This window comes from Streptomyces sp. NPDC085946 (assembly GCF_044540485.1).
Classification (GTDB): Bacteria; Actinomycetota; Actinomycetes; order Streptomycetales; family Streptomycetaceae; genus Streptomyces.
In genome coordinates, this window is the sequence record NZ_JBITSF010000020.1 from 1 (window position 1) to 24,606 (window position 24,606).

Annotated in this window: 18 protein-coding genes; 10 read left to right on the forward strand and 8 right to left on the reverse strand. The window is 72.4% G+C overall.

The annotated features are described in order from the left end of the window. The 4 genes from ACIF8T_RS30695 to glgB all read left to right on the forward strand — a co-directional run. Window positions 1-430: DUF3459 domain-containing protein (locus tag ACIF8T_RS30695; RefSeq protein WP_400039453.1), on the forward strand; the 430-nt coding region annotated here is incomplete at its 5' end. After that, window positions 427-2,127, forward strand: a complete 1,701-nt coding sequence (gene treS / locus ACIF8T_RS30700; RefSeq protein WP_400039454.1) for a maltose alpha-D-glucosyltransferase — start codon at window positions 427-429, stop codon at window positions 2,125-2,127. The genes ACIF8T_RS30695 and treS, both read left to right, overlap by 4 nt. A 133-nt stretch (window positions 2,128-2,260) precedes the next feature. After that, window positions 2,261-3,700 carry a maltokinase gene (locus ACIF8T_RS30705; protein ID WP_400039455.1) on the forward strand — a complete coding sequence of 480 codons (1,440 nt, stop codon included), beginning with the start codon at window positions 2,261-2,263 and terminating at the stop codon, window positions 3,698-3,700. 33 nt (window positions 3,701-3,733) lie between these two features. Next, entirely contained in the window at window positions 3,734-6,673 is a 2,940-nt protein-coding gene (gene glgB, locus ACIF8T_RS30710) for a 1,4-alpha-glucan branching enzyme (RefSeq protein WP_400039456.1), read from the forward strand. Between the two features lie 70 nt (window positions 6,674-6,743). Here the strand turns inward: glgB and ACIF8T_RS30715 are convergent, their stop codons facing one another. The 4 genes from ACIF8T_RS30715 to ACIF8T_RS30730 all read right to left on the reverse strand — a co-directional run bounded on the left by ACIF8T_RS30715 (window position 6,744) and on the right by ACIF8T_RS30730 (window position 11,623). Then, window positions 6,744-9,041: a HelD family protein gene (locus tag ACIF8T_RS30715; RefSeq protein ID WP_400039660.1), complete on the reverse strand. Its 2,298-nt coding sequence runs from the start codon at window positions 9,039-9,041 to the stop codon at window positions 6,744-6,746. Between the two features lie 144 nt (window positions 9,042-9,185). Further along, window positions 9,186-9,500 (reverse strand): thioredoxin family protein, encoded by a 315-nt coding sequence (locus ACIF8T_RS30720; protein WP_400039458.1) that lies wholly within the window; start codon window positions 9,498-9,500, stop codon window positions 9,186-9,188. Between the two features lie 14 nt (window positions 9,501-9,514). Further along, window positions 9,515-9,943, reverse strand: a complete 429-nt coding sequence (locus tag ACIF8T_RS30725; RefSeq protein ID WP_400039460.1) for a MerR family transcriptional regulator — start codon at window positions 9,941-9,943, stop codon at window positions 9,515-9,517. 285 nt (window positions 9,944-10,228) lie between these two features. Further along, window positions 10,229-11,623, reverse strand: coding sequence for a cation:dicarboxylate symporter family transporter (locus ACIF8T_RS30730; protein WP_400039461.1), 1,395 nt, complete (start codon window positions 11,621-11,623; stop codon window positions 10,229-10,231). Between the two features lie 177 nt (window positions 11,624-11,800). Between ACIF8T_RS30730 and ACIF8T_RS30735 the strand changes: the two genes are divergently transcribed. The 3 genes from ACIF8T_RS30735 to ACIF8T_RS30745 all read left to right on the forward strand — a co-directional run bounded on the left by ACIF8T_RS30735 (window position 11,801) and on the right by ACIF8T_RS30745 (window position 14,997). Then, entirely contained in the window at window positions 11,801-13,450 is a 1,650-nt protein-coding gene (locus ACIF8T_RS30735) for an ATP-binding protein (RefSeq protein ID WP_400039463.1), read from the forward strand. After that, the gene (locus ACIF8T_RS30740; protein WP_400039464.1) at window positions 13,447-14,133 is read left to right on the forward strand and encodes a response regulator; all 687 of its coding nucleotides are present in this window, start codon (window positions 13,447-13,449) and stop codon (window positions 14,131-14,133) included. The genes ACIF8T_RS30735 and ACIF8T_RS30740 overlap by 4 nt, the downstream gene beginning before the upstream one ends. A 144-nt stretch (window positions 14,134-14,277) precedes the next feature. Next, a complete protein-coding gene (locus tag ACIF8T_RS30745) occupies window positions 14,278-14,997 on the forward strand; it encodes a helix-turn-helix domain-containing protein (RefSeq protein ID WP_400039466.1) in 720 nt (239 codons plus the stop codon). Window positions 14,998-15,126: 129 nt separating this feature from the next. Here the strand turns inward: ACIF8T_RS30745 and ACIF8T_RS30750 are convergent, their stop codons facing one another. Beyond that, a complete protein-coding gene (locus ACIF8T_RS30750) occupies window positions 15,127-16,152 on the reverse strand; it encodes an ATP-dependent 6-phosphofructokinase (RefSeq protein WP_400039468.1) in 1,026 nt (341 codons plus the stop codon). A 214-nt stretch (window positions 16,153-16,366) separates the two neighbouring features. On the opposite strand from ACIF8T_RS30750, the gene pta reads away from it, so the two are divergent. The 3 genes from pta (at window position 16,367) to pyk (ending at window position 21,184) form a co-directional block, all read left to right on the forward strand. Further along, window positions 16,367-18,469 carry a phosphate acetyltransferase gene (gene pta, locus ACIF8T_RS30755; RefSeq protein ID WP_400039470.1) on the forward strand — a complete coding sequence of 701 codons (2,103 nt, stop codon included), beginning with the start codon at window positions 16,367-16,369 and terminating at the stop codon, window positions 18,467-18,469. Continuing rightward, window positions 18,466-19,686 carry an acetate kinase gene (locus ACIF8T_RS30760; RefSeq protein ID WP_400039472.1) on the forward strand — a complete coding sequence of 407 codons (1,221 nt, stop codon included), beginning with the start codon at window positions 18,466-18,468 and terminating at the stop codon, window positions 19,684-19,686. Before pta ends, ACIF8T_RS30760 begins: the two co-directional genes overlap by 4 nt. A gap of 73 nt (window positions 19,687-19,759) precedes the next feature. Then, window positions 19,760-21,184 carry a pyruvate kinase gene (pyk, locus tag ACIF8T_RS30765; protein WP_400039474.1) on the forward strand — a complete coding sequence of 475 codons (1,425 nt, stop codon included), beginning with the start codon at window positions 19,760-19,762 and terminating at the stop codon, window positions 21,182-21,184. Window positions 21,185-21,308: 124 nt separating this feature from the next. Here the strand turns inward: pyk and ACIF8T_RS30770 are convergent, their stop codons facing one another. The 3 genes from ACIF8T_RS30770 to ACIF8T_RS30780 form a co-directional block, all read right to left on the reverse strand. Beyond that, window positions 21,309-22,709, reverse strand: a complete 1,401-nt coding sequence (locus ACIF8T_RS30770) for a hypothetical protein (protein WP_400039475.1) — start codon at window positions 22,707-22,709, stop codon at window positions 21,309-21,311. Beyond that, window positions 22,699-23,301: a DUF6114 domain-containing protein gene (locus tag ACIF8T_RS30775; RefSeq protein ID WP_400039477.1), complete on the reverse strand. Its 603-nt coding sequence runs from the start codon at window positions 23,299-23,301 to the stop codon at window positions 22,699-22,701. The genes ACIF8T_RS30770 and ACIF8T_RS30775 overlap by 11 nt, the downstream gene beginning before the upstream one ends. 117 nt (window positions 23,302-23,418) lie before the next feature. Then, complete coding sequence (locus tag ACIF8T_RS30780; RefSeq protein ID WP_400039478.1) at window positions 23,419-24,054, reverse strand: DUF6230 family protein; 636 nt, start codon at window positions 24,052-24,054, stop codon at window positions 23,419-23,421. Window positions 24,055-24,606: the final 552 nt, after the last annotated feature.

The following is a 24,606-nucleotide window of genomic DNA, read 5'->3' on the forward strand; positions in this document are numbered from 1 at the left end:
GAAGTACCAGCTGCGCCCCCGCGACTGGGAGGCCGCCGAACGCGAGGGCCGCACCCTCACCCCGCTGATCACCCGGCTCAACACCGTCCGCCGGGAGAACCCCGCGCTCCAGCAGCTGCGCGACCTCCACTTCCACCACACGGACAAGGAAGCGGTGATCGCGTACTCGAAGCGGAAGGGTTCGAACACGGTTCTGGTGGTCGCGAACCTCGACCCGCACCACACCCAGGAGGCCACGGTCTCGTTGGACATGCCGCAACTCGGCCTGGACTGGCACGAGTCGGTGCCGGTGCGCGACGAGCTCACCGGCGAGACCTATCACTGGGGCAGGGCCAACTATGTGCGCCTCCAACCGGGCCACCGGCCCGCGCATGTCTTCACGGTTCTGCGACCGTCCACCCCGCAGATCGGAGGGTCACCCACAAAATGATCGTCAACGAACCTGTTCCGGACACCTTCGAGGACACTCCAGCCAAGGACCGGGACCCGGAGTGGTTCAAGCGCGCCGTCTTCTACGAGGTCCTCGTCCGCTCCTTCCAGGACAGCAACGGCGACGGCGTCGGCGACCTCAAGGGCCTGACCGCCAAGCTCGACTACCTGCAGTGGCTGGGCGTCGACTGCCTGTGGCTGCCGCCGTTCTTCAAGTCACCGCTGCGGGACGGCGGCTACGACGTCTCCGACTACACGGCGGTGCTGCCCGAGTTCGGCGACCTCGCCGACTTCGTGGAGTTCGTCGACGCCGCCCACCAGCGCGGCATGCGCGTGATCATCGACTTCGTCATGAACCACACCAGCGACCAGCACCCGTGGTTCCAGGAGTCGCGGAAGGACCCCGACGGACCCTACGGCGACTACTACGTGTGGGCGGACGACGACAAGCAGTACCAGGACGCCCGGATCATCTTCGTCGACACCGAGGTGTCCAACTGGACCTATGACCCGGTCCGCAAGCAGTACTACTGGCACCGCTTCTTCTCGCACCAGCCGGACCTCAACTACGAGAACCCGGCCGTGCAGGAGGAGATGATCTCGGCGCTGAAGTTCTGGCTGGACCTGGGCATCGACGGGTTCCGGCTGGACGCGGTGCCGTACCTGTACCAGGAGGAGGGCACCAACTGCGAAAACCTTCCGGCAACGCACGCCTTCCTCAAGCGGGTCCGCAAGGAGATCGACACCCAGTACCCGGACACCGTGCTGCTGGCGGAGGCCAACCAGTGGCCCGAGGACGTCGTCGACTACTTCGGCGACTACGCCTCCGGCGGCGACGAGTGCCACATGGCGTTCCACTTCCCCGTCATGCCACGCATCTTCATGGCCGTACGGCGGGAATCCCGCTACCCGGTCTCGGAGATCCTGGCCAAGACCCCGGCCATTCCCTCGGGCTGCCAGTGGGGCATCTTCCTGCGCAACCACGACGAGCTGACCCTGGAGATGGTCACCGACGAAGAGCGCGACTACATGTGGGCGGAGTACGCCAAGGACCCCCGCATGCGCGCCAACATCGGCATCCGCAGGCGGCTGGCGCCCCTGCTGGACAACGACCGCAACCAGATCGAGCTGTTCACCGCCCTGCTGCTGTCCCTGCCGGGCTCGCCGATCATCTACTACGGCGACGAGATCGGCATGGGCGACAACATCTGGCTCGGCGACCGGGACGCGGTGCGCACCCCGATGCAGTGGACCCCGGACCGCAACGCCGGTTTCTCGTCGTGCGATCCCGGCCGGCTCTACCTGCCGACCATCATGGATCCGGTCTACGGCTACCAGGTCAGCAACGTCGAGGCCTCCATGGCCTCGCCGTCCAGCCTGCTGCACTGGACCCGCCGCATGATCGAGATCCGCAAGCAGAACCCGGCCTTCGGCCTCGGCTCCTACACCGAACTGCCGTCGTCGAACCCGGCGGTGCTCGCCTTCCTGCGCGAGTACGAGGACGACCTGGTGCTCTGCGTGAACAACTTCTCACGCTTCGCACAGCCCACGGAGCTCGATCTGAGCGCCTTCGAGGGCCGGCACCCGGTCGAGCTGTTCGGCGGGGTGCGCTTCCCCGCCATCGGCGAACTGCCGTACCTGCTGACCCTGGCGGGCCACGGCTTCTACTGGTTCCGGCTCCGCAAGGACGCCGCGTGAGGCCCGACCGGGGCCTGCGGCGCGCCTGATCCGCCGGACAGGCCGCAAACCCCCGCGGCGGGGCGTTTCTCCCGCCCCGCCCGGGGCACGCATCAGTAGCACCCCGCCCACCCCGGGGAAAGGACGCGACGTCATGTCGGAAGCCGTCACCCGCACCGTCACGAGCCCTCCCGGTCTCCTTGCGTCATTGGATCCGCTGTTGCGCGAGTGGCTGCCGCGGCAGCGCTGGTTCGCGGGCAAGGGGCGTCCGGTCACCGGGTTCACCCTGGTAGCGGCCACCGAGCTGCTGCCGGCCACCGCCAAGCTCGGCCTGTACCACCTGCTCGTGCGCGCCCACCAGCCGCTCGTGCCGGGCCACGGTGCCTCCGAGCACCCCGGCGACTGCTACCAGCTCCTGATAGGCGTGCGCGAGGCGCTGCCGCCCCGGCTGGCGCCCGCGCTCATCGGACACGTGGCCGGCGGCCCGCTGGCCGGACGGACGGTGTACGAGGCCCTGCACGACCCCCGGCCGTCCGAACTGCTGCTGGAGGCCCTGCGCACCCGGGCCCGCATCGGCGGGCTGCGCTTCGAGCGGGACCCCCGGCAGGAGATCCGGGCCGCGCTGGTGCCGCGCCTGGTGACCGCCGAGCAGTCCAACTCGTCGGTCATCTATGGAGATACGTTCATCCTGAAGCTGATGCGCCGGGTGGTACCCGGCGTCAACCCCGATCTGGAGCTGCCGCTGGCGCTGGCCCGCGAGGGCTGCCTGCGGGTGCCGCCGCCGACGGCCTGGATGGTGGCGGACGTCGACCGTTCCGCCGCCTCCTCCGGTGCCCTCAGCTCGGCGGACTTCGTCGACGAGCCGTACGTGCTGGGCGTGCTCCAGCCGTTCGTGCAGGGCGCGGCCGACGGCTGGGACCTGGCGCTGCGCGAGCTCGCCAAGGGCGAGGACTTCGCCGCCGAGGCCCGGGCCCTGGGCCGGGCCACCGCCGAGGTGCACACCGCGCTGGCCCGCGCGCTGCCGACGGTCACGCTGGGCCACGTCCAGCTGGCGCAGATCGTCGACGGCATGACCGAGCGGCTGGACGCGGCCGCCCAGGCGGTGCCCGCGCTGCGGCCGTACGCGCCCGGACTGCGCTCGGCGTTCACCGCGCTGGGCGACCTGGCCGCCGAGGGCCGCACCTGGACCGCCCAGCGCATCCACGGCGACCTGCACCTCGGACAGTGCCTGCGCTCCCCCGCCGGGGAGTGGTCGCTGATCGACTTCGAGGGCGAGCCCGCCCGGCCGCTGGCCGAGCGGCGGATGCCGCAGCCGGCGGTGAAGGACGTCGCCGGCATGCTGCGCTCGTTCGACTACGCGGCGCGTTCGGTGGACCCGCGGCAGCCCGACTGGGCCGCCACGTGCCGGGCCGCCTACTGTTCCGGGTACGCGGAGGCCGCCGGTCTCGACCCGCGCACCGACCCGGTCCTGCTGCGCGCGTACGAGACGGACAAGGCGATCTACGAGGTGGTGTACGAGGCCCGCCACCGTCCCGACTGGCTTCCGGTCCCGATGGCCGCCGTGCACCGGCTGGCCTCGGCCGACCCGATCTGACCGACCCGAATCCTCGCCGAGGAGGCTCCGCCCGTGACCCCCCGCCCCGAGTCCAGCGGTCCACGTTCGAAGAAGACGGCCGAGGCCACCGGCGTCGAGCAGCCGACGACCGCCCAGAAGAAGGCCGCAGCGAAGCAGGCGGCCGTGCCGGAACAGCCGGCGGCCCGGAAGACCGCCGCCGCGAAGAAGGCGGCGGCCGAGAAGACGTCGGTGCCGGAACAGGCGACGGCCCGGAAGACCGCGGCGAAGAGGACCGCGGCCCGCAAGACGGCGGTCCCGGAACAGGCGACCGTCAAGAAGGCCCTGGCGAAGAAGGCCGCCGCGGCCGGGGAGACACCGCCGGCCGCCGCGAAGAAGACCACGGCGAAGAAGGCCGCCGCACAGAAGACCGCCGTCGCCAAGACGACCGCCGTCGCCAAGACGACCGCCGCGAAGAAGACTGCCGCGAAGACGACCGCCGCCAGGACCACGGCGAAGAAGACCGCCGCCAAGACGACCGCCGCCAAGACCACGGCCAGGAAGACCGCGGCGAAGAAGACCGCGCCGGCCGCGGCTCCCGCGGAGGCGGTGACGGCGGGGGCGGCGACGCCGGAGGCCGCCGCCGAGCAGGCGGCCGCCGCCAAGGCCACGGCGGTGAAGGGCTCCACGGCCAGGACCACCACCAAGAAGGCGGTGGCCAAGAAGGCAGTGGCCAAGAAGACCGCGACGAAGAAGGCCGCCCCGAAGAAGACGGCGGCCGGGAAGGCGCTGCCCGAGGGACCCGTCCCGGCGGTGCCCGCCGTCGCGGAGCCGGCGGCCGTCGACGCCGCCGACCGGGAGCGGCTGCTGGCCGGCACCCACCACGACCCGCACACCGTGCTCGGCGCCCACCCGGTGCCCGGCGGCGTCGCCTTCCGGGCCTTCCGGCCGTATGCCCTGTCGGTGACCGTGCTGGTCGGGGAGCTGCGGACCGAACTGCACGACGACGGCGAGGGGTTCTTCTCCGGGCTGCTGCCGCTGCCGGAGGTGCCCCCCTACCGGCTGCTCGTCGCGTACGAGGGGACGGTGCAGGAGACCGAGGACGCCTACGGCTTCCTGCCCACGCTCGGCGAGCTCGACCTGCACCTGATCGGCGAGGGCCGCCACGAGGAGCTGTGGAACGCGCTGGGCGCGCACCCGATGACGCACCAGGGCGTGGCCGGCACCCGCTTCGCGGTGTGGGCGCCGAACGCGCGCGGCGTGCGGGTCGCCGGCACCTTCAACTTCTGGGACGGCACCGGCTTCCCCCTGCGCGTGCTGGGCTCGTCGGGCGTCTGGGAGCTGTTCGTGCCGGGCATCGGCGAGGGCGAGCTGTACAAGTTCGAGATCACCCGCCCCGACGGCTCCAAGACGCTGCGCGCCGACCCGATGGCCCGCCGCACCGAGGTGCCGCCCGCGAACTCGTCGGTCATCACCTCCTCGCGGTACGAGTGGGGGGACGAGGAGTGGCTGGCCCAGCGCGCCGGGACCCCGGCGCACCAGGCGCCCTTCTCCGTGTACGAGGTCCACCTGCCGTCCTGGCGCCCGGGTCTGACCTACCGTCAGCTCGCCGAGCAGCTCCCGGCGTACGTCAAGGACATGGGTTTCACCCACGTGGAGCTGATGCCGGTCGCGGAGCACCCCTTCGGCGGGTCCTGGGGCTACCAGGTCACCGGCTTCTACGCGCCCACGGCCCGGCTCGGCACCCCGGACGACTTCCGGTACCTGGTGGACGCGCTGCACCAGGCGGGCATCGGCGTGATCATGGACTGGGTGCCGGCGCACTTCCCGCGCGACGACTGGGCGCTCGCCGAGTTCGACGGCCGCCCGCTGTACGAGCACGAGGACCCGCGGCGCTCCGCGCACCCCGACTGGGGCACCCTGGAGTTCGACTACGGGCGCAACGAGGTGCGCAACTTCCTCGTCGCCAACGCGGTGTACTGGTGCGAGGAGTTCCACATCGACGGGCTGCGCGTCGACGCGGTGGCGTCGATGCTCTACCTCGACTACTCGCGCGAGCCGGGCCAGTGGGTGCCGAACGAGCACGGCGGCCGGGAGAACCTGGACGCGGTGGCCTTCCTCCAGGAGATGAACGCCACGGTGTACCGGCGGGTGCCGGGCGTGGTGACCGTCGCGGAGGAGTCGACCGCCTGGGACGGCGTCACCCGGGCCACCCACCACAAGGGCCCGAGCGGCTTCGGCGGCCTCGGGTTCGGGCTGAAGTGGAACATGGGCTGGATGCACGACTCGCTGGACTACATGTCCCACGAGCCGGTCCACCGGCAGTACCACCACCACGAGATGACCTTCTCGATGGTGTACGCCTACAGCGAGAACTACGTCCTGCCGATCTCGCACGACGAGGTCGTGCACGGCAAGGGATCGCTGGTGTCGAAGATGCCCGGCGACTGGTGGCAGCAGCGCGCCAACCACCGTGCCTACCTGGCCTTCATGTGGGCGCATCCGGGCAAGCAGCTGCTGTTCATGGGGCAGGAGTTCGCGCAGGGCACCGAGTGGTCCGAGGCCCGCGGCCCCGACTGGTGGCTGCTGGACCCGAACTACGGCGCGGAGCCCGACCACCGGGGCGTGCGCGACCTGGTGCGGGACCTCAACACGGTGTACCTGGCGACCCCGGCGCTGTGGCAGCGCGACACGGAGCCGTCCGGCTTCCAGTGGGTGGTCGGGGACGCCGTCGAGGACAACGTCTTCGCGTTCCTGCGCTTCGACGCGGACGGCTCCCCGCTGCTGGCGGTGTCGAACTTCGCGCCGGTGGTCCGCCACGAGTACCGCCTCGGGGTCCCGGAGGAGGTCTCCGCCTGGCAGGAGGTCCTCAACACCGACGCGGGCCGCTACGGCGGCAGCGGCGTCACCAACCCCGCCGTCGTCAAGCCGGAGCCGCAGGGCTGGCACGGCCGCCCGGCGAGCATCCGCCTGACCCTGCCGCCCCTGTCCACGGTGTGGCTGCGGCCGGTGTAGCGCCGGAGCGGAACACGGCGGCGGGTCCCCGGAGGCGCGTTCCGGGGACCCGCCGCCGTGACCGCGCGGGTCACGCCCGCCGTGCCTCCCGCGCGAAGGCGTCGGCCAGCGCCGGCGGCAGCGGGCCGGTGTGCAGGACGCCCAGCCGCTGGGTGGCCCGGGTCAGGGCCACGTACAGGTCGCTGGTGCCGTAGCGGTCGGGTTCGACGACGAGGACCGAGTCGAACTCCAGCCCCTTGGCCTGGCGCGGGTCGAGCAGCACCACGGTCCGGGTGAGGTCCGGCTCGGCGCCCGCCGTGACCCCGTCCAGCCGGGCGGCCAGCTTCCGGTGCAGGTCGCGCGGGGCGATGACCGCGAGACGGCCCTCGGCCGGGGTGAGCTCCTCCACCGCCCGGGCCACGGCGCCCGGCAGGTCGTCGGTGGCGCGCGCCCAGGGCCGCAGGCCCGTCGAGCGCACCGAGCTCGGCGGCTCGAAGCCGGGGTGCTCGGCGCGCACGACGGCCGCCGCCAGCTCCATGATCTCGGCCGGGGTGCGGTAGTTGACGGCGAGGCGGGTGTGCTCCCAGCGGTCCTCGACGTAGGGCTCCAGGATCTTTGCCCACGAGCCGACGCCGGCCGCCTCCGCGGTCTGCGCCGGGTCCCCGACCAGGGTCATCGAACGGGTCGGGCTGCGCCGCATGAGCAGCCGCCAGGCCATCGGCGACAGCTCCTGCGCCTCGTCGACGATGATGTGCCCGAACGCCCAGGTGCGGTCGGCCGCCGCGCGCTCGGCGGCGCTGCGGTGGTCGTCCTCCTCGTGCCGCTCGGCGAACCGCTCGGCGTCGATGATGTCGTGCGCGGACAGCACCTCGGAGGCCTCGGGGTCGCTGTCCTCCTTGTCCTCGAACTCGTACGTCCGGGAGGCGAAGGACACGTCGAGGACGCCCTGCGCGTAGGCGATCTGCGCCTGCCGCTCGCGCTCGGCGCGCTCGCGGGCCGGGCGGTCGTCCTCGCCGAGGAGCTCGGCCGCCTCGTCGAGCAGCGGCACGTCCGCGACCGTCCAGTGCCGGGTCACCGGGCGGCGGATCGCGGCGGCGTCCTCGTCGGGGAGGAAGCCCTCGGGCGCGGCGAGGAAGTCCGCGACGAGCTCCTGCGGGGTGAGCCGCGGCCACAGCCGGTCGATCGCCGACCAGACCTCGGGGTTCTCGGCGAGCTCGTCGCGGATCTGGGTGAGGTCGCTGGCGTCCAGCAGGCTGCTGCCGTCGTACGGGTCGGTGCCGATGCGCTCCGCGTACAGGTCGGTGAGCGTGTTGAGGATGTGGCCCTCGAAGTACTCGCGGGCGGGGTTGTGCGGCAGTTTCGCGGCGCGGGTGCGCTCGCGGGCCACCCGCACCAGGCCGTCGTCGAGCATGAGGATCTCGCGGTCGTGCTCGATGGTGACGACCGGGTCGGGCAGCGCCTGCCGGCTGCGGACCACCTCGGCGAGGACGTCGGCCATCCGGGCGCTGCCCTTCACGGCCGCCGCCTCGGGGGTGTCGGCCGCCGTCGCCTTCACACCGGGGAACAGCTCGCCGACGGTCGCCAGCAGGACGCCGGTCTCGCCGAGCGAGGGCAGCACCTGGCCGATGTAGCCGAGGAAGGCCGGGTTGGGGCCGACGACGAGGACGGCGCGCTTGGCCAGCAGTTCGCGGTGCTCGTAGAGCAGGAAGGCGGCGCGGTGCAGGGCGACGGCCGTCTTGCCGGTGCCCGGGCCGCCCTCCACGACCAGCACGCCGCGGTGCGGTGCCCGGATGATGCGGTCCTGGTCGGCCTGGATGGTGCGGACGATGTCGCCCATGCGGCCGGTGCGCGCGGAGTTCAGCGCGGCGAGCAGCACGGCGTCGCCGGCCGGGTCCTCGTGGCCGGTGCGGGTGGCGTCGCCGAGGTCGAGGATCTCGTCGTGCAGGGCGGTGACGCGGCGGCCGTCGGTGGACAGGTGCCGCCGGCGCCGCAGGCCCATCGGGGTGTGGCCGGTGGCCAGGTAGAACGGGCGGGCGACGTCGGCCCGCCAGTCGATCAGGACCGGGGTGCGTTCGGCGTCGTCGGCGCGCAGCCCGATCCGGCCGATGTGGTGGGTGGCGCCCGAGGTCAGGTCGATGCGGCCGAAGCACAGGGAGCCGTCCACCGCGTTCAGCGCGGCGAGCAGTCCCGAGCGCTCGGCGACCAGGATGTCCCGCTCCAGCCTGGCCTGCATGGGGGTGTCGCCCTGCGCGAGGGCGTCCGTGACGGAGGCCTCGGCGTCGCCGCGCAGGGCGTCCACGCGCGCGTACAGCCGGTCGACGAATTCCTGCTCCTGCCGGAATTCATCGTCCGGAAATTCGGTGTTTGACAATTCCGCTCCCGCCCGGATATACTGTGCTCACTGAACTTCGCCGCGACTTCCGCGAGTTTTGCCGTACTGAAGTCGCGAACCAATGAATATACGCAAAGAAATCCCCCGGGCGCAATTGCCCGGGGGATTTCTTCGTGCCGGACGGCCGTCCGCCCGCCGTGCTCACAGCACGTCGGACAGCTCCTCCAGCAGCCTCCGCTTGGCCCGCGCCCCCACCATGGACTTCACGGGCTCCCCGTCCCGGAACACCAGGAAGGTGGGCATCGACAGCACCTTGTAGGCCTGGGTGACGGCCGGATTGCGGTCCACGTTCAGCTGGACCACCTTCAGCCGGCCGGCCTGCTCGGCGGCGACGGCGCCGAGCACCGGGGCCATCTGCCGGCACGGCGGGCACCAGTCGGCGGTGAATTCCACCAGCACCGGCAGCTCCGCTCCGATCACCTCCGTCCCGAAGTCCGCGTCGGTCACCTCGGCCACACCCGCCGTCCTCGTCACAGCCCCTGCCCTCCCAGTTCGCACACCGGCTCCGGACCACCCGGAACCCGCGCGTCGGCCGCCAGCGCGTCGCGCGCCCGCTCGGCCCTGGCCAGCTGCGCGCCGACCTCCGCCCGCACGGCCCGCAGCTCACCGATCAGCTCGTCCAGCTCCGCCAGCTTGCGCCGGTAGACCGCGAGCGAGGCCGGGCACGAGTCGCCCTCGGGGTGCCCGGCCCGCAGGCACTCCACGAAGGGCCGCGTCTCCTCCAGGTCGAACCCGAAGTCCTGCAGCGTCCGGATCTGCCGCAGCAGCCGCAGGTCGGACTCGTCGTAGGTCCGGTGGCCGTTGCCGGTCCGCCGCGCGGGCAGCAGCCCGCGCGCCTCGTAGTACCGCAGCGTCCGCGTCGTGGTCCCGGCCCGCGCGGCCAGCTCGCCGATTCGCATGCGGACGAACGTACGGCTTGACGCCGACGTCAAGGCAAGGCCCCGGGAACTCGGGGCGTCCGTCGCGGCCCCACCGCCCCGGACGGCGCGGAGCCGAGCGGCCCGGCCCCACGGGGAGGGGCGGGCCGCTCGGCGTTCCCGGGCCGGGCGGCCGGGCGACGGGGCGGGGGGGGACACCCGGCCGCCCGGGACGGGGAACGCGGCGTCCGGCTCCGGTTCAGGCGGGGCCGGGCGCCGCGTCCCGGCGGACCGGGCCGGTCACGGCCGGCCGGTCCGCCGCGGGGGTCAGGCCTTGGCGAGCTCCTTCTCGTCGCCCCGCTCCGGCAGGACGTCGGCGACGGGGCGGGACGGGGCGCCGTGGCCGTCGTCCAGGAGGGTCGTCTCGTCGAAGGGCGCCCGGCCGGCCAGGACCTCGTGGACGCGCTCCTTGTCGATCTCCTTGGTCCAGGTGCCGATCAGGACGGTGGCGACCGCGTTGCCCGCGAAGTTGGTCAGGGCGCGGGCCTCGCTCATGAACCGGTCGATGCCGACGATCAGGCCGATGCCGTCGACCAGGGCCGGCTTGTGCGACTGCAGGCCGCCGGCCAGGGTCGCCAGGCCCGCGCCGGTGACCCCGGCGGCGCCCTTGGAGGCGACCAGCAGGAAGAGCAGCAGCGGGATCTGCTCGCCGACCGACATCGGCGTGCCCATGGCGTCGGCGATGAACAGCGAGGCCATGGTCATGTAGATCATGGTGCCGTCGAGGTTGAAGGAGTAGCCGGTCGGGACGGTGATGCCGACCACCGGCTTGCTGACGCCCAGGTGCTCCATCTTCGCGATGAGCCGCGGCAGCGCGGACTCGGAGGAGGAGGTGGACAGGATCAGCAGGAACTCGCGGCCCAGGTACTTGAAGAGCGTGAGGATGTTCAGGCCGGAGACGACCCGCAGCAGCACGCCGAGCACGAGGAAGACGAACAGCACGCAGGTGACGTAGAAGCCGAGCATCAGCACGGCGAGGCTCTTGAGCGCGTCCACGCCCGCCGAGCCGGTGACGGCCGCGATGGCGCCGAAGGCACCGATCGGCGCGGCCCACATGATCATCGCGAGGATGCGGAAGACGAGCCGCTGGATGTGCTCGACGCCGCGCAGGACCGGCTGTCCGGCCGGGCCCATCGCCTGGAGCGCGAAGCCGGCGAGCAGGGCGATCAGCAGGGTCTGCAGGACCTCGCCCTGGGTGAAGGCGGACACGATCGTGGTCGGGATGATGCCGAGCAGGAACTCGGTGGTGTCCTTGGCCTCGGCCGACACCTGCGCCTGGCCGGTCTCCTTCACCGCCTCGGTGACGGCGAGCCCGGTGCCCGGCTCCAGGACGTTGCCGACGACCAGGCCGATGGCCAGCGCCACCAGCGACATCGCCGTGAAGTAGACCAGGGCGATGCCGCCGACCGCGCCGACCTTGGCGGCCTTGCGCACCGAGCCGATGCCCAGCACGATCGTGCAGAAGATGATCGGCGAGATCATCATCTTGATCAGGTTCACGAACCCGGTGCCGATCGGCTTCAGCCCGACCGCGAAGTCGGGCGCGACCAGCCCCACGGCGATGCCGAGGGCGACCGCGACGATCACCGCGATGTAGAGATAGTGCGTGCGGTCCCGCTTGGCGCGGGGTGCGGCAGGTGCCGTATCGGCTGCGCTGGTCACGGCGGCCCTCCTTGACGACGTCGTCGGCATCACCGGCGTGCGGCTCACGTCCGGGGTGCCGGGAGCGGTGCTCCCGGCCTGCGTTCTCGGGGAATGCCGTGACTATGTCGTGCGCTGTGAGCGTGGTCACCCTTCCGTTCATTTAGTTCACATCCGGCCGAGAGGCAGACTGACGGCATGCGCCTCCCCGTCCCCGGACCCCGCAGCCTGGCGGGCCAGCTCTTCGCCATGCAGGCCGTGCTGCTCGCGGTCGTGGTGGCCGGGTACGCGCTGTTCACCTACCTCAGCGACCGCAGCCAGGCCGAGGAGGCCGCGGGCCGGCAGGCCGTGGCGGTGGCCCGGTCGGTCGCCGACTCGCCGTCCGTCGCGGCGGCCATCCGCACCGCCGACCCGACCGCCGCGCTCCAGCCGTACGCGCTGCGGGTGATGCGGGACACCGACGTCGACTTCGTCACGATCATGGACCCGCGGGGCATCCGCTGGACCCACCCGGACCGCGACCGGATAGGGGAGCGGTTCCGCGGCCACACCGAGCAGGCGCTGCGCGGCCGGACCTTCACCGAGACGTACACCGGCACGCTCGGCCCGTCGGTCCGGGCCGTCACGCCCGTCCGGGACGGCGACCGGATCGTCGGCCTGGTCAGCGCGGGCATCCGGGTCGAGGCGATCACCCGGCGCGTGCAGAGCCAGGTCACCGCGCTGGTCGGGGTCGCGGCCGGGGTCCTCGCCCTCGGCGCGGTCGGCACGTACGTCGTCAACGCCCGGCTGCGCCGCCACACCCACGGCATGAACGCCACCGAGCTCAGCCGCATGCACGACTACCACCAGGCCGCGCTGCACGCCGTGCGCGAGGGGCTGCTGATGCTGGACGGGCAGTACCGGGTGGCGCTGATCAACGACGGGGGCCGGGAGCTGCTGGGGCTGCCCGCCGGGGCGGTCGGCAGCTCCGTCGCCGAGCTCGGGCTGCCGCCGTCCCTCACCGGCGCCCTGCTGGCCTCCGAGCCGCGCGTCGACGAGGTGCACCTGACGGCGGACCGCGTGCTGGTGGTGAACACCTCCCCGGTGTCGGGCGGCGAGCGGCGCGGCACGGTCGTGACCCTGCGCGACGTGACCGAACTCCAGTCCCTGATGGGCGAGCTGGACTCCGAGCGCGGTTTCACGCAGGCGCTGCGCTCCCAGGCCCACGAGGCCGCGAACCGCCTGCACACGGTGGTCTCCCTCATCGAGCTCGGCCGGTCCGAGGAGGCGGTGGAGTTCGCCACCGCCGAACTGGAGCTGGCGCAGGCGCTGACCGACCAGGTGGTGGCGGCGGTCGGCGAGCCGGTGCTGGCCGCGCTGCTGCTCGGCAAGACGGCCCAGGCCAACGAGCGGGGCGTGGAACTGCTGGTGTCGGACGACAGCCGCCTGGACGACGGCCTGCTGCCGCCCTCGCTGCCGGCCCGGGACCTGGTGACGATCCTGGGCAACCTGATCGACAACGCCGTGGACGCGGCGCGGGGCGGGGTGCGGCCCCGGGTGACGGTCACCGCGCTCACCGAGGGCGGCGCGGAGCTGGTCCTGCGGGTCTGCGACACCGGTCCGGGCGTGGACCCCGCCCTGGCCGAGGCGGTCTTCGAGCGGGGCTTCACGACGAAACCGGCCGGGCCGGGCGGCCGCGGGCTGGGCCTGGCCCTCGTCCGCCAGGCGGCCGTGCGGCACGGCGGGTCGCTGACCGTGGCGGAGGCGGACGGCGGCGGGGCGCGGTTCGAGGTGCGGCTGCCGCTGCGGGACACCGGCGCCCGGGGCGCGGCCGCGCCCGGCCACGCGCGCGCGGGAGGTCCCGCATGACGAGCCGGGAGCCCATCCGCGTCCTGGTCGTGGAGGACGACCCGGTCGCCGCCGACGCGCACGTGCTGTACGTCGGCCGGGTCCCGGGCTTCACGGCCGTCGGCAAGGCGCACACCGGCGCGGAGGCGCGGCGGATGCTGGAGCGCACGCCGGTGGACCTGCTGCTGCTGGACCTGCACCTGCCCGACGGGCACGGGCTGCAACTGGCCCGCTCGCTGCGGGCGGCCGGGTACCACGCCGACGTGATAGCGGTGACGTCCGCGCGGGACCTGGCCGTGGTGCGGGAGGGCGTGTCCCTCGGGGTCGTGCAGTACGTGCTGAAGCCGTTCACCTTCGCGACCCTGAGGGACCGGCTGGTGCGGTACGCCGAGTTCCGCGGGGCGGCGGGCGAGGCGAGCGGCCAGGACGAGGTGGACCGGGCCCTGGCGGCGCTGCGCGCACCGGGCCCGGCGGCGCTGCCGAAGGGGCTCAGCGCGCCGACCCTGGAGCGCGTCACGGTCGCGCTGCGCGACAGCGCGCAGGGCCTGACCGCGACCGGGGTCGCCGAGGCGGTGGGCATCTCCCGCATCACGGCCCGCCGTTACCTGGAGCACCTGGTGGACGCGGGCCGCGCGGCCCGGCGCCCGCAGTACGGGACGGTGGGGCGGCCGGAGCTGCAGTACCGGTGGGTGACCGGCCCGTAGGTCCGGCGCGTCCCGCCGGGCGTGCGCACCGCAGACCCGGCGGGCGGAGAACCGAACCCGCCGGTAGCCGTAGGTTCCTACGATGTGTGATCGTATCCGGACCGACCGTAGTCACCGGGGGTGCGCGCCCCTAGGTTGAGGCCCGTGCGCCGACCCACGTCCCGACCGGACCAGCCGACCCCCCTGAACCAGTTCCCGCCGTTCGACGCCCCTGCCGCCCGCCGGCTGCGGATCGCCCTCGGCATGGGGCCCGAGCACGTCGCCCACGGCATGCGCGTCTCCTACGGGCTCCCTCACGTCACCCCGGATCACGTCATCGCCTGGGAACGCGGGATCACCTCGCCGTCCCACGCCGAACTGACCGCGCTGGCCGGTGCGCTGTGGTGCGCGCCCGGCGAACTCCTCGGCAGACCGCGCACGTTGCGCGAGCACCGCGTCTCCCGGGGGCTCGCCCCGGAGGACGTGGCGCGGGCCGTGGGGCACGAGCCCCAGGCGTACCTGCGGATGGAGGAGAGCGACTCCTGGCGCGGCACCGACCGGCAGTCCGCCGCGCTCGCCGAGCTGCTCGGCCTGGAACTGGCCGACTTCGTCACCGTCACCGGGCGGGAGGCGAAACTGGCCGACCTGCTGCGCAGCGCGGTGACCACCCGGTGGCAGGCGTACGTGCGTCCGGTCGCGAAGATCGCGCCGCTGGACCGGCGGCTGCTGGAGACCGCGCTCCAGCAGCTGCACCAGGACTACCAGGGCCGGATGGTCACGACGCTGAGCTGGGGCGGCAACGACTCCAGCGACGCGGGCCGCGGCTTCCTCGACCGGATCGTGGAGCACTTCTGGGCCGCGATCCGGGGCGGGACCCCCGCCTAGGGGCTGTCGTTCGGATCAGGGCGGGGGAAATCGGCTGTAGGTCGTCGGCGCCGCGTCCGCGGCGTGATCCGAACGGCAGCCCCGGGCCGGAGGCGGCCGTTCCCGCGGACCGCGGACGGCCGGCCCGTCCTAGAAGACCGACTCGGCCTCGTCCATGCGGTCCTTGGGCACCGTCTTGAGCTCGGTGACCGCCTCCGCCAGCGGCACCATCACGATGTCGGTGCCGCGCAGCGCGGTCATGTTGCCGAACTCGCCGCGGTGCGCGGCCTCCACCGCGTGCCAGCCGAACCGCGTGGCGAGCACCCGGTCGTACGCGGTCGGGGTGCCGCCGCGCTGCACGTGGCCGAGGATGACCGGCTTGGCCTCCTTGCCCAGGCGCCGCTCCAGCTCGTGCGCGAGGGCGGTGCCGATGCCCTGGAAGCGCTCGTGGCCGTACTGGTCGATGGCGCCCTTGCCGTAGTCCATGGTGCCCTCGGCGGGGTGGGCGCCCTCGGCGACGCAGACGACCGCGAACTTCTTGCCGCGGGCGAAGCGCTCCTCGACCATCTTCACGAGGTCGGCCGGGTCGAAGGGGCGCTCGGGCAGGCAGATGCCGTGCGCGCCGGCGGCCATGCCGGACTCCAGGGCGATCCAGCCGGCGTGGCGGCCCATCACCTCGACGACCATGACCCGCTGGTGGGACTCGGCGGTCGTCTTGAGGCGGTCCATCGCCTCCGTCGCCACCCCCACCGCCGTGTCGAAGCCGAAGGTGCGGTCGGTGGAGGAGATGTCGTTGTCGATCGTCTTCGGCACGCCGACCACGGGCAGGCCTGCGTCGCTGAGCATCCGGGCCGCGGTGAGCGTGCCCTCGCCGCCGATCGGGATCAGCGCGTCGATGCCGAAGTCGCGGATCATGTCGGAGGCGTTGGCGCAGGCCTCGCGCAGCCGGTCGCGCTCCAGGCGGGACGAACCGAGGATGGTGCCGCCGCGGGCGAGGATGCCGCTGACCGCGTTCAGGTCCAGGGGGCGGTAGCGGCCGTCCAGCAGGCCCGCGTAACCGTCCTCGAAGCCGATGACCTCGTCCCCGTAGTTGTCGACCGCTCGGTGCACGACCGACCGGATCACTGCGTTCAGGCCGGGGCAGTCGCCGCCTGCGGTGAGAACTCCGATACGCATCGTGCTGTGTCTCCTGCTCGCTGTGGATACCGGTGAGCCACTGCCGATTGTTTCATGGCCCACAGCCCGGTGCCGCCCCCCACTCTGACGGGCGCCTTATCCAGCCACGGAGGTATTGTCAAGAGGGTTCTGCTCACCTGGGCGGGCCCTTTTTGCGGCCGGCCGCACGACACCGCCCTCTCATCCCGCCCTCACGACGAAACGGAGAGCACGCGTGACCCGCAGCGTGTACGTGACCGGAATCGACCGCGGCGACGGCCGCCAGGTCGTGGAGCTGGGGGTCATGGAACTCCTGACCCGGCAGGTGGACCGGGTGGGGGTGTTCCGGCCGCTCGTCCACGACGGTCCCGACCGCCTCTTCGAGCTGTTGCGGGCCCGCTACCGGCTCTCGCAGGACCCGGCCACCGTCTACGGCATGGACTACCACGAGGCGTCCGCCCTGCAGGCCGAGCGCGGCACGGACGAGCTGGTGGCCACCCTCGTCGAGCGCTTCCACCGGGTCGCCCGCGACTACGACGTCGTCCTCGTGCTCGGCACGGACTACGCCGGCACCCAGCTCCCGGACGAGCTGTCGCTGAACGCCCGGCTGGCCAACGAGTTCGGCGCGTCCGTCATCCCCGTCGTGGGCGGGCGGCGGCAGACCGCCGAGTCGGTGCTCGCCGAGACCCGCAACGCCTACCGCGCCTACGACACCCTGGGCTGCGACGTCCTCGCCATGGTCACCAACCGGGTGGCCCGCGAGGACCGGGACGGGATCGCCGAACAGCTCGCCGGACGGCTCCCGGTGCCCTGCTACGTGCTGCCCGACGAGCCCGCGCTGTCCGCGCCGACCGTCAGCCAGATCGTCCAGGCCCTCGGCGCCAGGGTGGTGCTCGGCGACGACTCCGGGCTGGCCCGCGACGTGCTCGACTTCGTCTTCGGCGGCGCGATGCTGCCGAACTTCCTGAACGCCCTGACCCCGGGCTGCCTGGTCGTCACCCCCGGCGACCGCGCGGACCTGGTGGTCGGCTCGCTCGCCGCGCACAGCGCCGGCACCCCGCCGATAGCCGGCGTGCTGCTCACCCTCGACGAGGTGCCGGGCGACGACGTCCTCACCCTGGCCGCCCGCCTCGCCCCGGGCACCCCGGTCGTCTCGGTGCCCGGCAACAGCTTCCCCACCGCCGAGCACCTGGCCTCCCTGGAGGGCAAGCTCAACGCGGCCACCCCGCGCAAGGCGGAGACCGCGCTCGGCCTCTTCGAGCGGTACGTCGACACCGCCGACCTGAACAAGCGGGTCTCCGCGCCCCGCAGCGGCCGCGTCACGCCGATGATGTTCGAGCACCAGCTGCTGGAGCAGGCCCGCACCGACCTGCGCCGCGTCGTGCTCCCGGAGGGCACGGAGGCGCGCGTGCTGCACGCCGCCGAGGTGCTGCTGCGCCGGGGCGTGTGCGACCTGACCCTGCTCGGCCCGGTCGACCAGATCCGCAAGAAGGCCGCCGACCTCGGCATCGACCTCGGCGGGTGCCACCTCATCGACCCGGCCACCAGCGAGCTGCGCGACGCCTTCGCCGAGAAGTACGCGGCGCTGCGCGCCCACAAGGGCGTCACCGTGGAGCTGGCCTACGACGTGGTCTCCGACGTGAACTACTTCGGCACGCTGATGGTCCAGGAGGGGCTCGCCGACGGCATGGTGTCGGGCTCGGTGCACTCCACGGCCGCGACCATCCGGCCCGCCTTCGAGATCATCAAGACGAACCCGGACGCCTCCATCGTCTCGTCGGTGTTCTTCATGTGCCTGGCCGACAAGGTGCTCGTCTACGGCGACTGCGCGGTCAACCCGGACCCGGACGCCGAGCAGCTCGCCGACATCGCCATCCAGTCGGCGGCGACCGCCGCCCGGTTCGGCGTGGAGCCGCGCATCGCGATGCTGTCGTACTCCACCGGCACCTCCGGCTCCGGCGCCGACGTCGACAAGGTCCGCGCGGCCACCGAGCTGGTGCGCGCCCGCCGGCCCGACCTGCGCATCGAGGGGCCGATCCAGTACGACGCGGCCGTGGAGCCCTCGGTCGCGGCGACCAAGCTGCCGGACTCCGAGGTCGCCGGGCAGGCGACCGTGCTGATCTTCCCCGACCTGAACACCGGCAACAACACCTACAAGGCCGTGCAGCGCTCGGCGGGCGCGATCGCCGTCGGCCCGGTGCTCCAGGGCCTGCGCAAGCCGGTCAACGACCTGTCCCGGGGCGCCCTCGTCCAGGACATCGTCAACACCGTCGCCATCACGGCGATCCAGGCCCAGTCCTCCGACCAGTCCCCGAGCGAGAAGGCAGCCACCCCGTGAGTCCCACCCGCGTCCTCGTCCTCAACTCCGGCTCCTCGTCGGTGAAGTACCAGCTGCTGGACATGCGCGGCAACGGCCGGCTGGCGGCGGGGCTCGTCGAGCGGATCGGCGAGGAGACCTCCCGGCTCAAGCACACCCCGCTGCACACCGGCGGCGGGACCCGGGAGCGCACCGCGCCGATCGCCGACCACGACGCCGCCCTGAAGGCCGTGGCCGAGGAGCTCGCCGCCGACGGGCTCGGCCTGGACTCCCCCGAGCTGGCCGCGATCGGGCACCGGGTGGTGCACGGCGGCAAGCGGTTCACCGAGCCGACCGTGATCGACGACGCCGTGCTCGCCGAGATCGAGCGGCTGATCCCGGTGGCGCCGCTGCACAACCCGGCCAACCTCACCGGCATCCGCACCGCCCGGGCGCTGCGCCCCGACCTGCCGCAGGTCGCCGTCTTCGACACCGCCTTCCACACGACGATGCCGGAGTCGGCCGCCCGGTACGCCATCGACGTCGAGACCGCCGACGCGCACCGCATCCGCCGCTACGGCTTCCACGGCACCTCGCACGCGTACGTCTCCCGGGCGACGGCGCGGCTGCTGGGCAAGGACCCCTCCGAGGTCAACGTGATCGTGCTGCACCTGGGCAACGGGGCGTCCGCCTCGGCCGTGCGGGGCGGGCGGTGCGTGGACACCTCCATGGGGCTGACGCCTTTGGAGGGGCTGGTGATGGGTACGCGTTCCGGAGACATGGACCCGGCCGTCATCTTCCATTTGATGCGTGTCGGCGGAATGTCCACCGACGAGATCGACACTCTTCTCAACAAGAAGAGCGGACTGATCGGTCTGTGCGGTGACAACGACATGCGGGAGATCCGCCGCCGCGTCGACGAGGGCGACGAGCGGGCGAAGCTGGCCTTCGACATCTACATTCACCGGCTGAAGAAGTACATCGGCGCCTATTACGCCGTTCTCGGGCGGGTGGACGCGGTCGCCTTCACCGCCGGGGTCGGCGAGAACGCGGCGCCGGTGCGGGAGGCCGCCGTGGCGGGCCTGGAGGCGCTGGGCCTGGCGGTGGACCCCGAGCGGAACGGGGTACGGGGGGACGGGCCGCGGCTCATCTCGCCCGACGACGCCCGGGTGAAGGTCGCCGTGGTGCCGACGGACGAGGAATTGGAGATCGCGACGCAGACCTACGCGCTGGTAAAGGACTCGGACAATCTCACCTGAGCGGCATCCCGCCCTTTTGTATTTTCCGCCAGACGGAATATTCCGCAGCGAAACAAACCGATAGGATCGCCCCATGCGCCGTTCGAAAATCGTCTGTACTCTCGGCCCCGCGGTCGACTCCCACGAGCAGCTCGTGTCGCTGATCGAAGCCGGCATGAACGTGGCCCGCTTCAACTTCAGCCACGGCACGCACGCCGAGCACCAGGGGCGGTACGACCGCCTCCGTGCCGCCGCCGAGGAGACCGGCCGGGCCATCGGTGTCCTCGCCGACCTGCAGGGCCCGAAGATCCGCCTGGAGACCTTCGCCGAGGGTCCCGTCGAGCTGGTGCGCGGTGACGAGTTCACCATCACCACCGAGGACGTCCCGGGCGACAAGACGATCTGCGGGACGACCTACAAGGGCCTGCCCGGCGACGTGGCCAAGGGCGACCAGGTCCTGATCAACGACGGCAACGTCGAGCTGAAGGTCGTCGAGGTCGAGGGTCCGCGGGTGCGGACGATCGTCATCGAGGGCGGTGTCATCTCCGACCACAAGGGCATCAACCTGCCCGGCGCGGCCGTCAACGTCCCGGCGCTGTCCGAGAAGGACATCGAGGACCTGCGGTTCGCCCTGCGGATGGGCTGCGACCTGGTCGCGCTGTCCTTCGTCCGGGACGCCAAGGACGTCGCCGACGTGCACCGCGTGATGGACGAGGAGGGCCGCCGGGTCCCGGTCATCGCCAAGGTGGAGAAGCCGCAGGCGGTGCAGAACATGGAGGACGTCGTGATGGCGTTCGACGGCGTGATGGTCGCGCGCGGCGACCTCGCCGTCGAGTACCCGCTCGAGAAGGTCCCCATGGTGCAGAAGCGCCTGATCGAGCTGTGCCGGCGCAACGCCAAGCCGGTGATCGTGGCGACCCAGATGATGGAGTCGATGATCACCAACTCCCGTCCGACCCGCGCCGAGGCCTCCGACGTGGCCAACGCGATCCTGGACGGCGCCGACGCGGTGATGCTGTCCGCCGAGTCGAGCGTGGGCGCGTACCCGCTCGAGACCGTGCGGACGATGTCGAAGATCGTCCAGGCGGCCGAGCAGGAGCTGCTGTCCCGGGGCCTGCAGCCGCTGGTGCCGGGCAAGAAGCCCCGCACGCAGGGCGGTTCGGTGGCCCGCGCGGCCTGCGAGATCGCGGACTTCCTCGGCGGCAAGGGCCTGGTGGCCTTCACCCAGTCCGGCGACACCGCCCGCCGCCTGTGCCGCTACCGCGCCGCCCAGCCGATCATCGCGTTCACCACGGACGAGTCCACCCGCAACCAGATGACGCTGAGCTGGGGCGTGGAGCCGCACGTCGTGCCGTTCGTCAACAGCACCGACGAGATGGTCCAGATCGTGGACCAGGAGATCCTCAAGATGGGGACGTTCAGCGAGGGCGACGTCGTGGTGATCACGGCCGGTTCGCCGCCCGGCGTCCCCGGCACCACCAACATGGTCCGCGTCCACCACCTGGGTGCCGCGAACTGACCTTCCCCGGGCCGCCGTCGAGGCGCGCGGCCCCGTACGGCGCTGAGGGCGCCCCCTGGGACAGGGGGCGCCCTCAGGCCGTGCGGCTCCCGGAGTGGCTCTGCGGCGGCCCGGCTGCGGCCCGTCAGCCGGTGGTGTACTGGTGCAGCCCGGGCACGTGCAGGGTCCCGCCGAACTGGCCGGCCTGCGTGACCTTCACGTCGGTGAAGTAGATCAGCGGGATGTTCAGCGGCGGCGGGTTCTCCGGGTCGAAGGTGACCGGTATCAGGCCGAGCAGGTTCCCGGAGATGCTCTCCGTGTACATGATGGTGTCGCCGCCGGTGATCGTGGACGTCGAGCCCTTGGCCGCCTGCACGTGGTAGGTCTTGCCGGACTGCTTGTCGTCGACCAGCTGGTGCAGGTCCCCGATGTCGGTGCCGTCGGATATGACGTACTTCAGCACCTTCTTGACGGTGCCGTTGGCCGTCCTCACCTCGACGATGCCCTGGTAGTCGGCGCCCTTCAGCAGCAGTGAGCTGGCCTGGAGGTACCACGGGTCGTCGGGCAGCGGGACGGTGTTGTCGACACCGCCCTCGGCGTCCGTGGCGACCGGGCAGTCGTCGGGGTCCGTGGTGGAGCTCCCGGACGGGCTCGGGCTCGCGGAGGCGGTGGCCCCGGCCGTCTCCCCGACCGCCTCGCCGGCCTCCTCCGCGGGGTCCCCGGCCGCGCCGGTCGGCGTGCCGGCGGTGTCGCCGGGGGTGTCGCCGGACGGGTCCGCGGTTTCTCCGGGCACGTCCTTCACCGGGTCGGACGGGTCCGCTCCGGCGCTCTCCCCGCTCTCCGGCGTCTCTGGGGAGGGCGAGGCGGAGGCGGACGGCGTGGGGCTCGGGGCCGCCGTGGACGTGCCGCCGCCGTCGAGGATGCCGGTGATGGCGTCGCCGATGCCCTCCAGCAGGTTCCCGCCGTCCTCCGAGGGCGACGGGGACGGCGTGGCCGCCGTGCCGCCGCCGGAGGCCGGCTCGCTCGGCGCGGGCGCGGGGCCGGCCTCGTCGTCGGAACCTGAATCCGACGAAGAGGGCGGACCGGCGGAACCCGCCGAGCCGGTGGACCCGGCCGGACCGGTGGACCCGGCCGCGTCCCCGCCCGGACCGCCCGCGGAGGCCGAGGGGCCCGGCTGCGCGCCGTCCTCGCCGTCCTCGCCGTCCGGGGCGCTCTCGCTCGCGCTCGCCGAGGGCGACGGGGTGGGCGACGCGGAGGCGCCGTCCTTGCCGTCCTCCTCCAGGGCCGCCACGCAGTCCTTGTACTCCTCGGCCGTCAGGCTGTTCGACGACGGCTTCGCGGAGGCGTCGCCGTCGGCGACGGCGAGCGTCGGCGTGAACCCCATCCCCATGAGGACCGCCGTCGGCATCGCCGCCAGGGCTATCGCCTTCCCGGCCGGCATGTGGAACCGGGTGAACAGCGGCTTCTTGGGTGCCGCGTGGCGCGGCCCGGTTCTCGCACGGGACGGTCCCACGTCGGTCCCGCGGGTCACCTCGTCAGCCGGCACTGTGCCTCCCGTTCGCCCCGTTGGCCGGGCTCGTTCCTGACAGATCGTTCGGCCCGCCCGCCCCGTCCCGGGACTTGCTCAGGACCGTGGTGCCGGGGCCCTCCTCCGCGGGCGCGTCCGCTCCCCCGGGAGCGCCGCCGCTCACCGGGACACCGCCCCGGCCCGCGCCGAACTGCCGCGCCGGCTCCGGCGCGGACTCCGCGCCCGGCGCCCAGGACACGGCCATCGCCCCGCCGACCAGCGCGAGGAGGAAGCCGATGAGGAAGCCGCCGAGGTTGGACACGGGGATGGACACCAGCGCCAGCAGGATCGCCGCGACCCCCGCGAAGACGCGGACGTGCTTCTGGAACCACAGGCTGACGCCCAGGACCACGAGCAGCACGCCGATGATCAGGGACCCCGCGCCCGCGGTGGTGGCCATCGCCAGCGTCAGGTGCCCGATCTGGAGGTTCGCGTACGGGAAGTAGGCGATGGGGAGGCCGCCGAGCATGATGAACAGACCGGCCCAGAACGGCCGCTGGCCCCGCCAGACGCGGAACTGCAGCCTCCGGCGGGTGAACTGGCCGGTTGCGGCAGGAGTCTCGGCGCTCATGGAAAACAGCTCCCTGGTACGGCATTGCTGTGGTGGTGATGTGCGCCGCGCGTGGAGGCGCGGCCGGAAGGTGGACGGGCGGGGGCGCCACCGGCTCCCCCGCCCGTCACGGAGTGCTTAGTAGCACTCCTTGACACCCGTCGAGAGCGACATCTTCAGGCCGCTGAGCTTGAAGGTTCCGGCGGTGGTCGCCCACGCCGTCTGCTTCACGTCCTTCAGAACGGCCTTCTCGGCCTGCTGGGCGAACCCGAAGGGGTTGGCCTGCTCCTTGCCGCCCTTCATGCCCGGACCCTTGGTGGCGTCCTTGGCGGCCACACCGATGTCGATGTTCGTGAACGTCGCGTCGGCGCTCAGGTCGGCGACGTCGATGTAGAGGTTCTCGGCCTCCACCGGCGTCGCGCCCTGACCGGCCCGCAGGATGAGGCTGACGTTGCCGAGCACCGGGATGTCGGGCGTCACGACCGACTGGCACAGGGACTTGATCGTCGCCTGCTTGAACGCGGAGACCGCGACGGGGTGAACCGTCTTGTTACCGCTGAGGGTGTACCCCTCGTCAAGGGCGCCGTACTGCGAGAAGCCCGTACCGACGAGCTCATCGGTGGTGACCTTGAACGACTGGCCGGAGACGCTGAACGACGCGGCCAGGGCGCCCTGCGCGAGGGCGACCCCTATCGCGGCCGTCGCGGCGACGCTGGGCACCATGACCACAGCGAACCGCTTCCATCTGGTCCCGCCACGCACCTGGGACTCCATATTTCCTCCTTCTCGGACGTACATCTCCTGACCTGGCTCACCGCGGGAAGCGGCGCAGCCGGCAGGGATGGGAGAAGTGCTACGTCCTCGGGAAGGAGAGCGCCCGCGCTCGGCGGCGCACAACGCGCCCGAATCACCGGCGATCACCCCCGAGCGACAACCACTGGTCGCGCCTGACACGCATCACGCACAACCCTGCTGTGGACAGGCTTCGCCGAGCGGGCGAAGACCCCCCTGTCCGAGGGCCGGCGTCACTGCCGCCGGCCCTGCTCGGTGGGGACCCAGGATTCCCGTGACCCGACCGGCTGTCGGGGAACGGGCGATGGACCGAGCGTCGCCGATCGTGGTGCATTCTCGCCGCCCGCACAAGGGGGTTCGTTACTCGCTAGTAACGGCCGGATAACCGATGGACGACCCGCAGGTCTCGACCGGCGACACTGGGTGGCCTCAGGTGCCGGGACAAAACTATTGATCGTTGGACAGAATCCGACAGACCAACGCCGGTGACTTACTCGAAGTAACAGCGGCCGCGATTGCCAAGATTTGGCAAAG

Excerpts from the sequence above, each read along its gene's own strand:
- treS (WP_400039454.1), top strand. The coding sequence starts at position 427 with ATGATCGTCAACGAACCTGTTCCGGACACCTTCGAGGACACTCCAGCC.
- ACIF8T_RS30705 (WP_400039455.1), top strand. The coding sequence starts at position 2,261 with ATGTCGGAAGCCGTCACCCGCACCGTCACGAGCCCTCCCGGTCTCCTT.
- ACIF8T_RS30725 (WP_400039460.1), bottom strand. The coding sequence starts at position 9,943 with ATGCGAATCGGCGAGCTGGCCGCGCGGGCCGGGACCACGACGCGGACG.
- ACIF8T_RS30735 (WP_400039463.1), top strand. The coding sequence starts at position 11,801 with ATGCGCCTCCCCGTCCCCGGACCCCGCAGCCTGGCGGGCCAGCTCTTC.
- ACIF8T_RS30740 (WP_400039464.1), top strand. The coding sequence starts at position 13,447 with ATGACGAGCCGGGAGCCCATCCGCGTCCTGGTCGTGGAGGACGACCCG.
- ACIF8T_RS30750 (WP_400039468.1), bottom strand. The coding sequence starts at position 16,152 with ATGCGTATCGGAGTTCTCACCGCAGGCGGCGACTGCCCCGGCCTGAAC.
- pyk (WP_400039474.1), top strand. The coding sequence starts at position 19,760 with ATGCGCCGTTCGAAAATCGTCTGTACTCTCGGCCCCGCGGTCGACTCC.
- ACIF8T_RS30775 (WP_400039477.1), bottom strand. The coding sequence starts at position 23,301 with ATGAGCGCCGAGACTCCTGCCGCAACCGGCCAGTTCACCCGCCGGAGG.
- ACIF8T_RS30780 (WP_400039478.1), bottom strand. The coding sequence starts at position 24,054 with ATGGAGTCCCAGGTGCGTGGCGGGACCAGATGGAAGCGGTTCGCTGTG.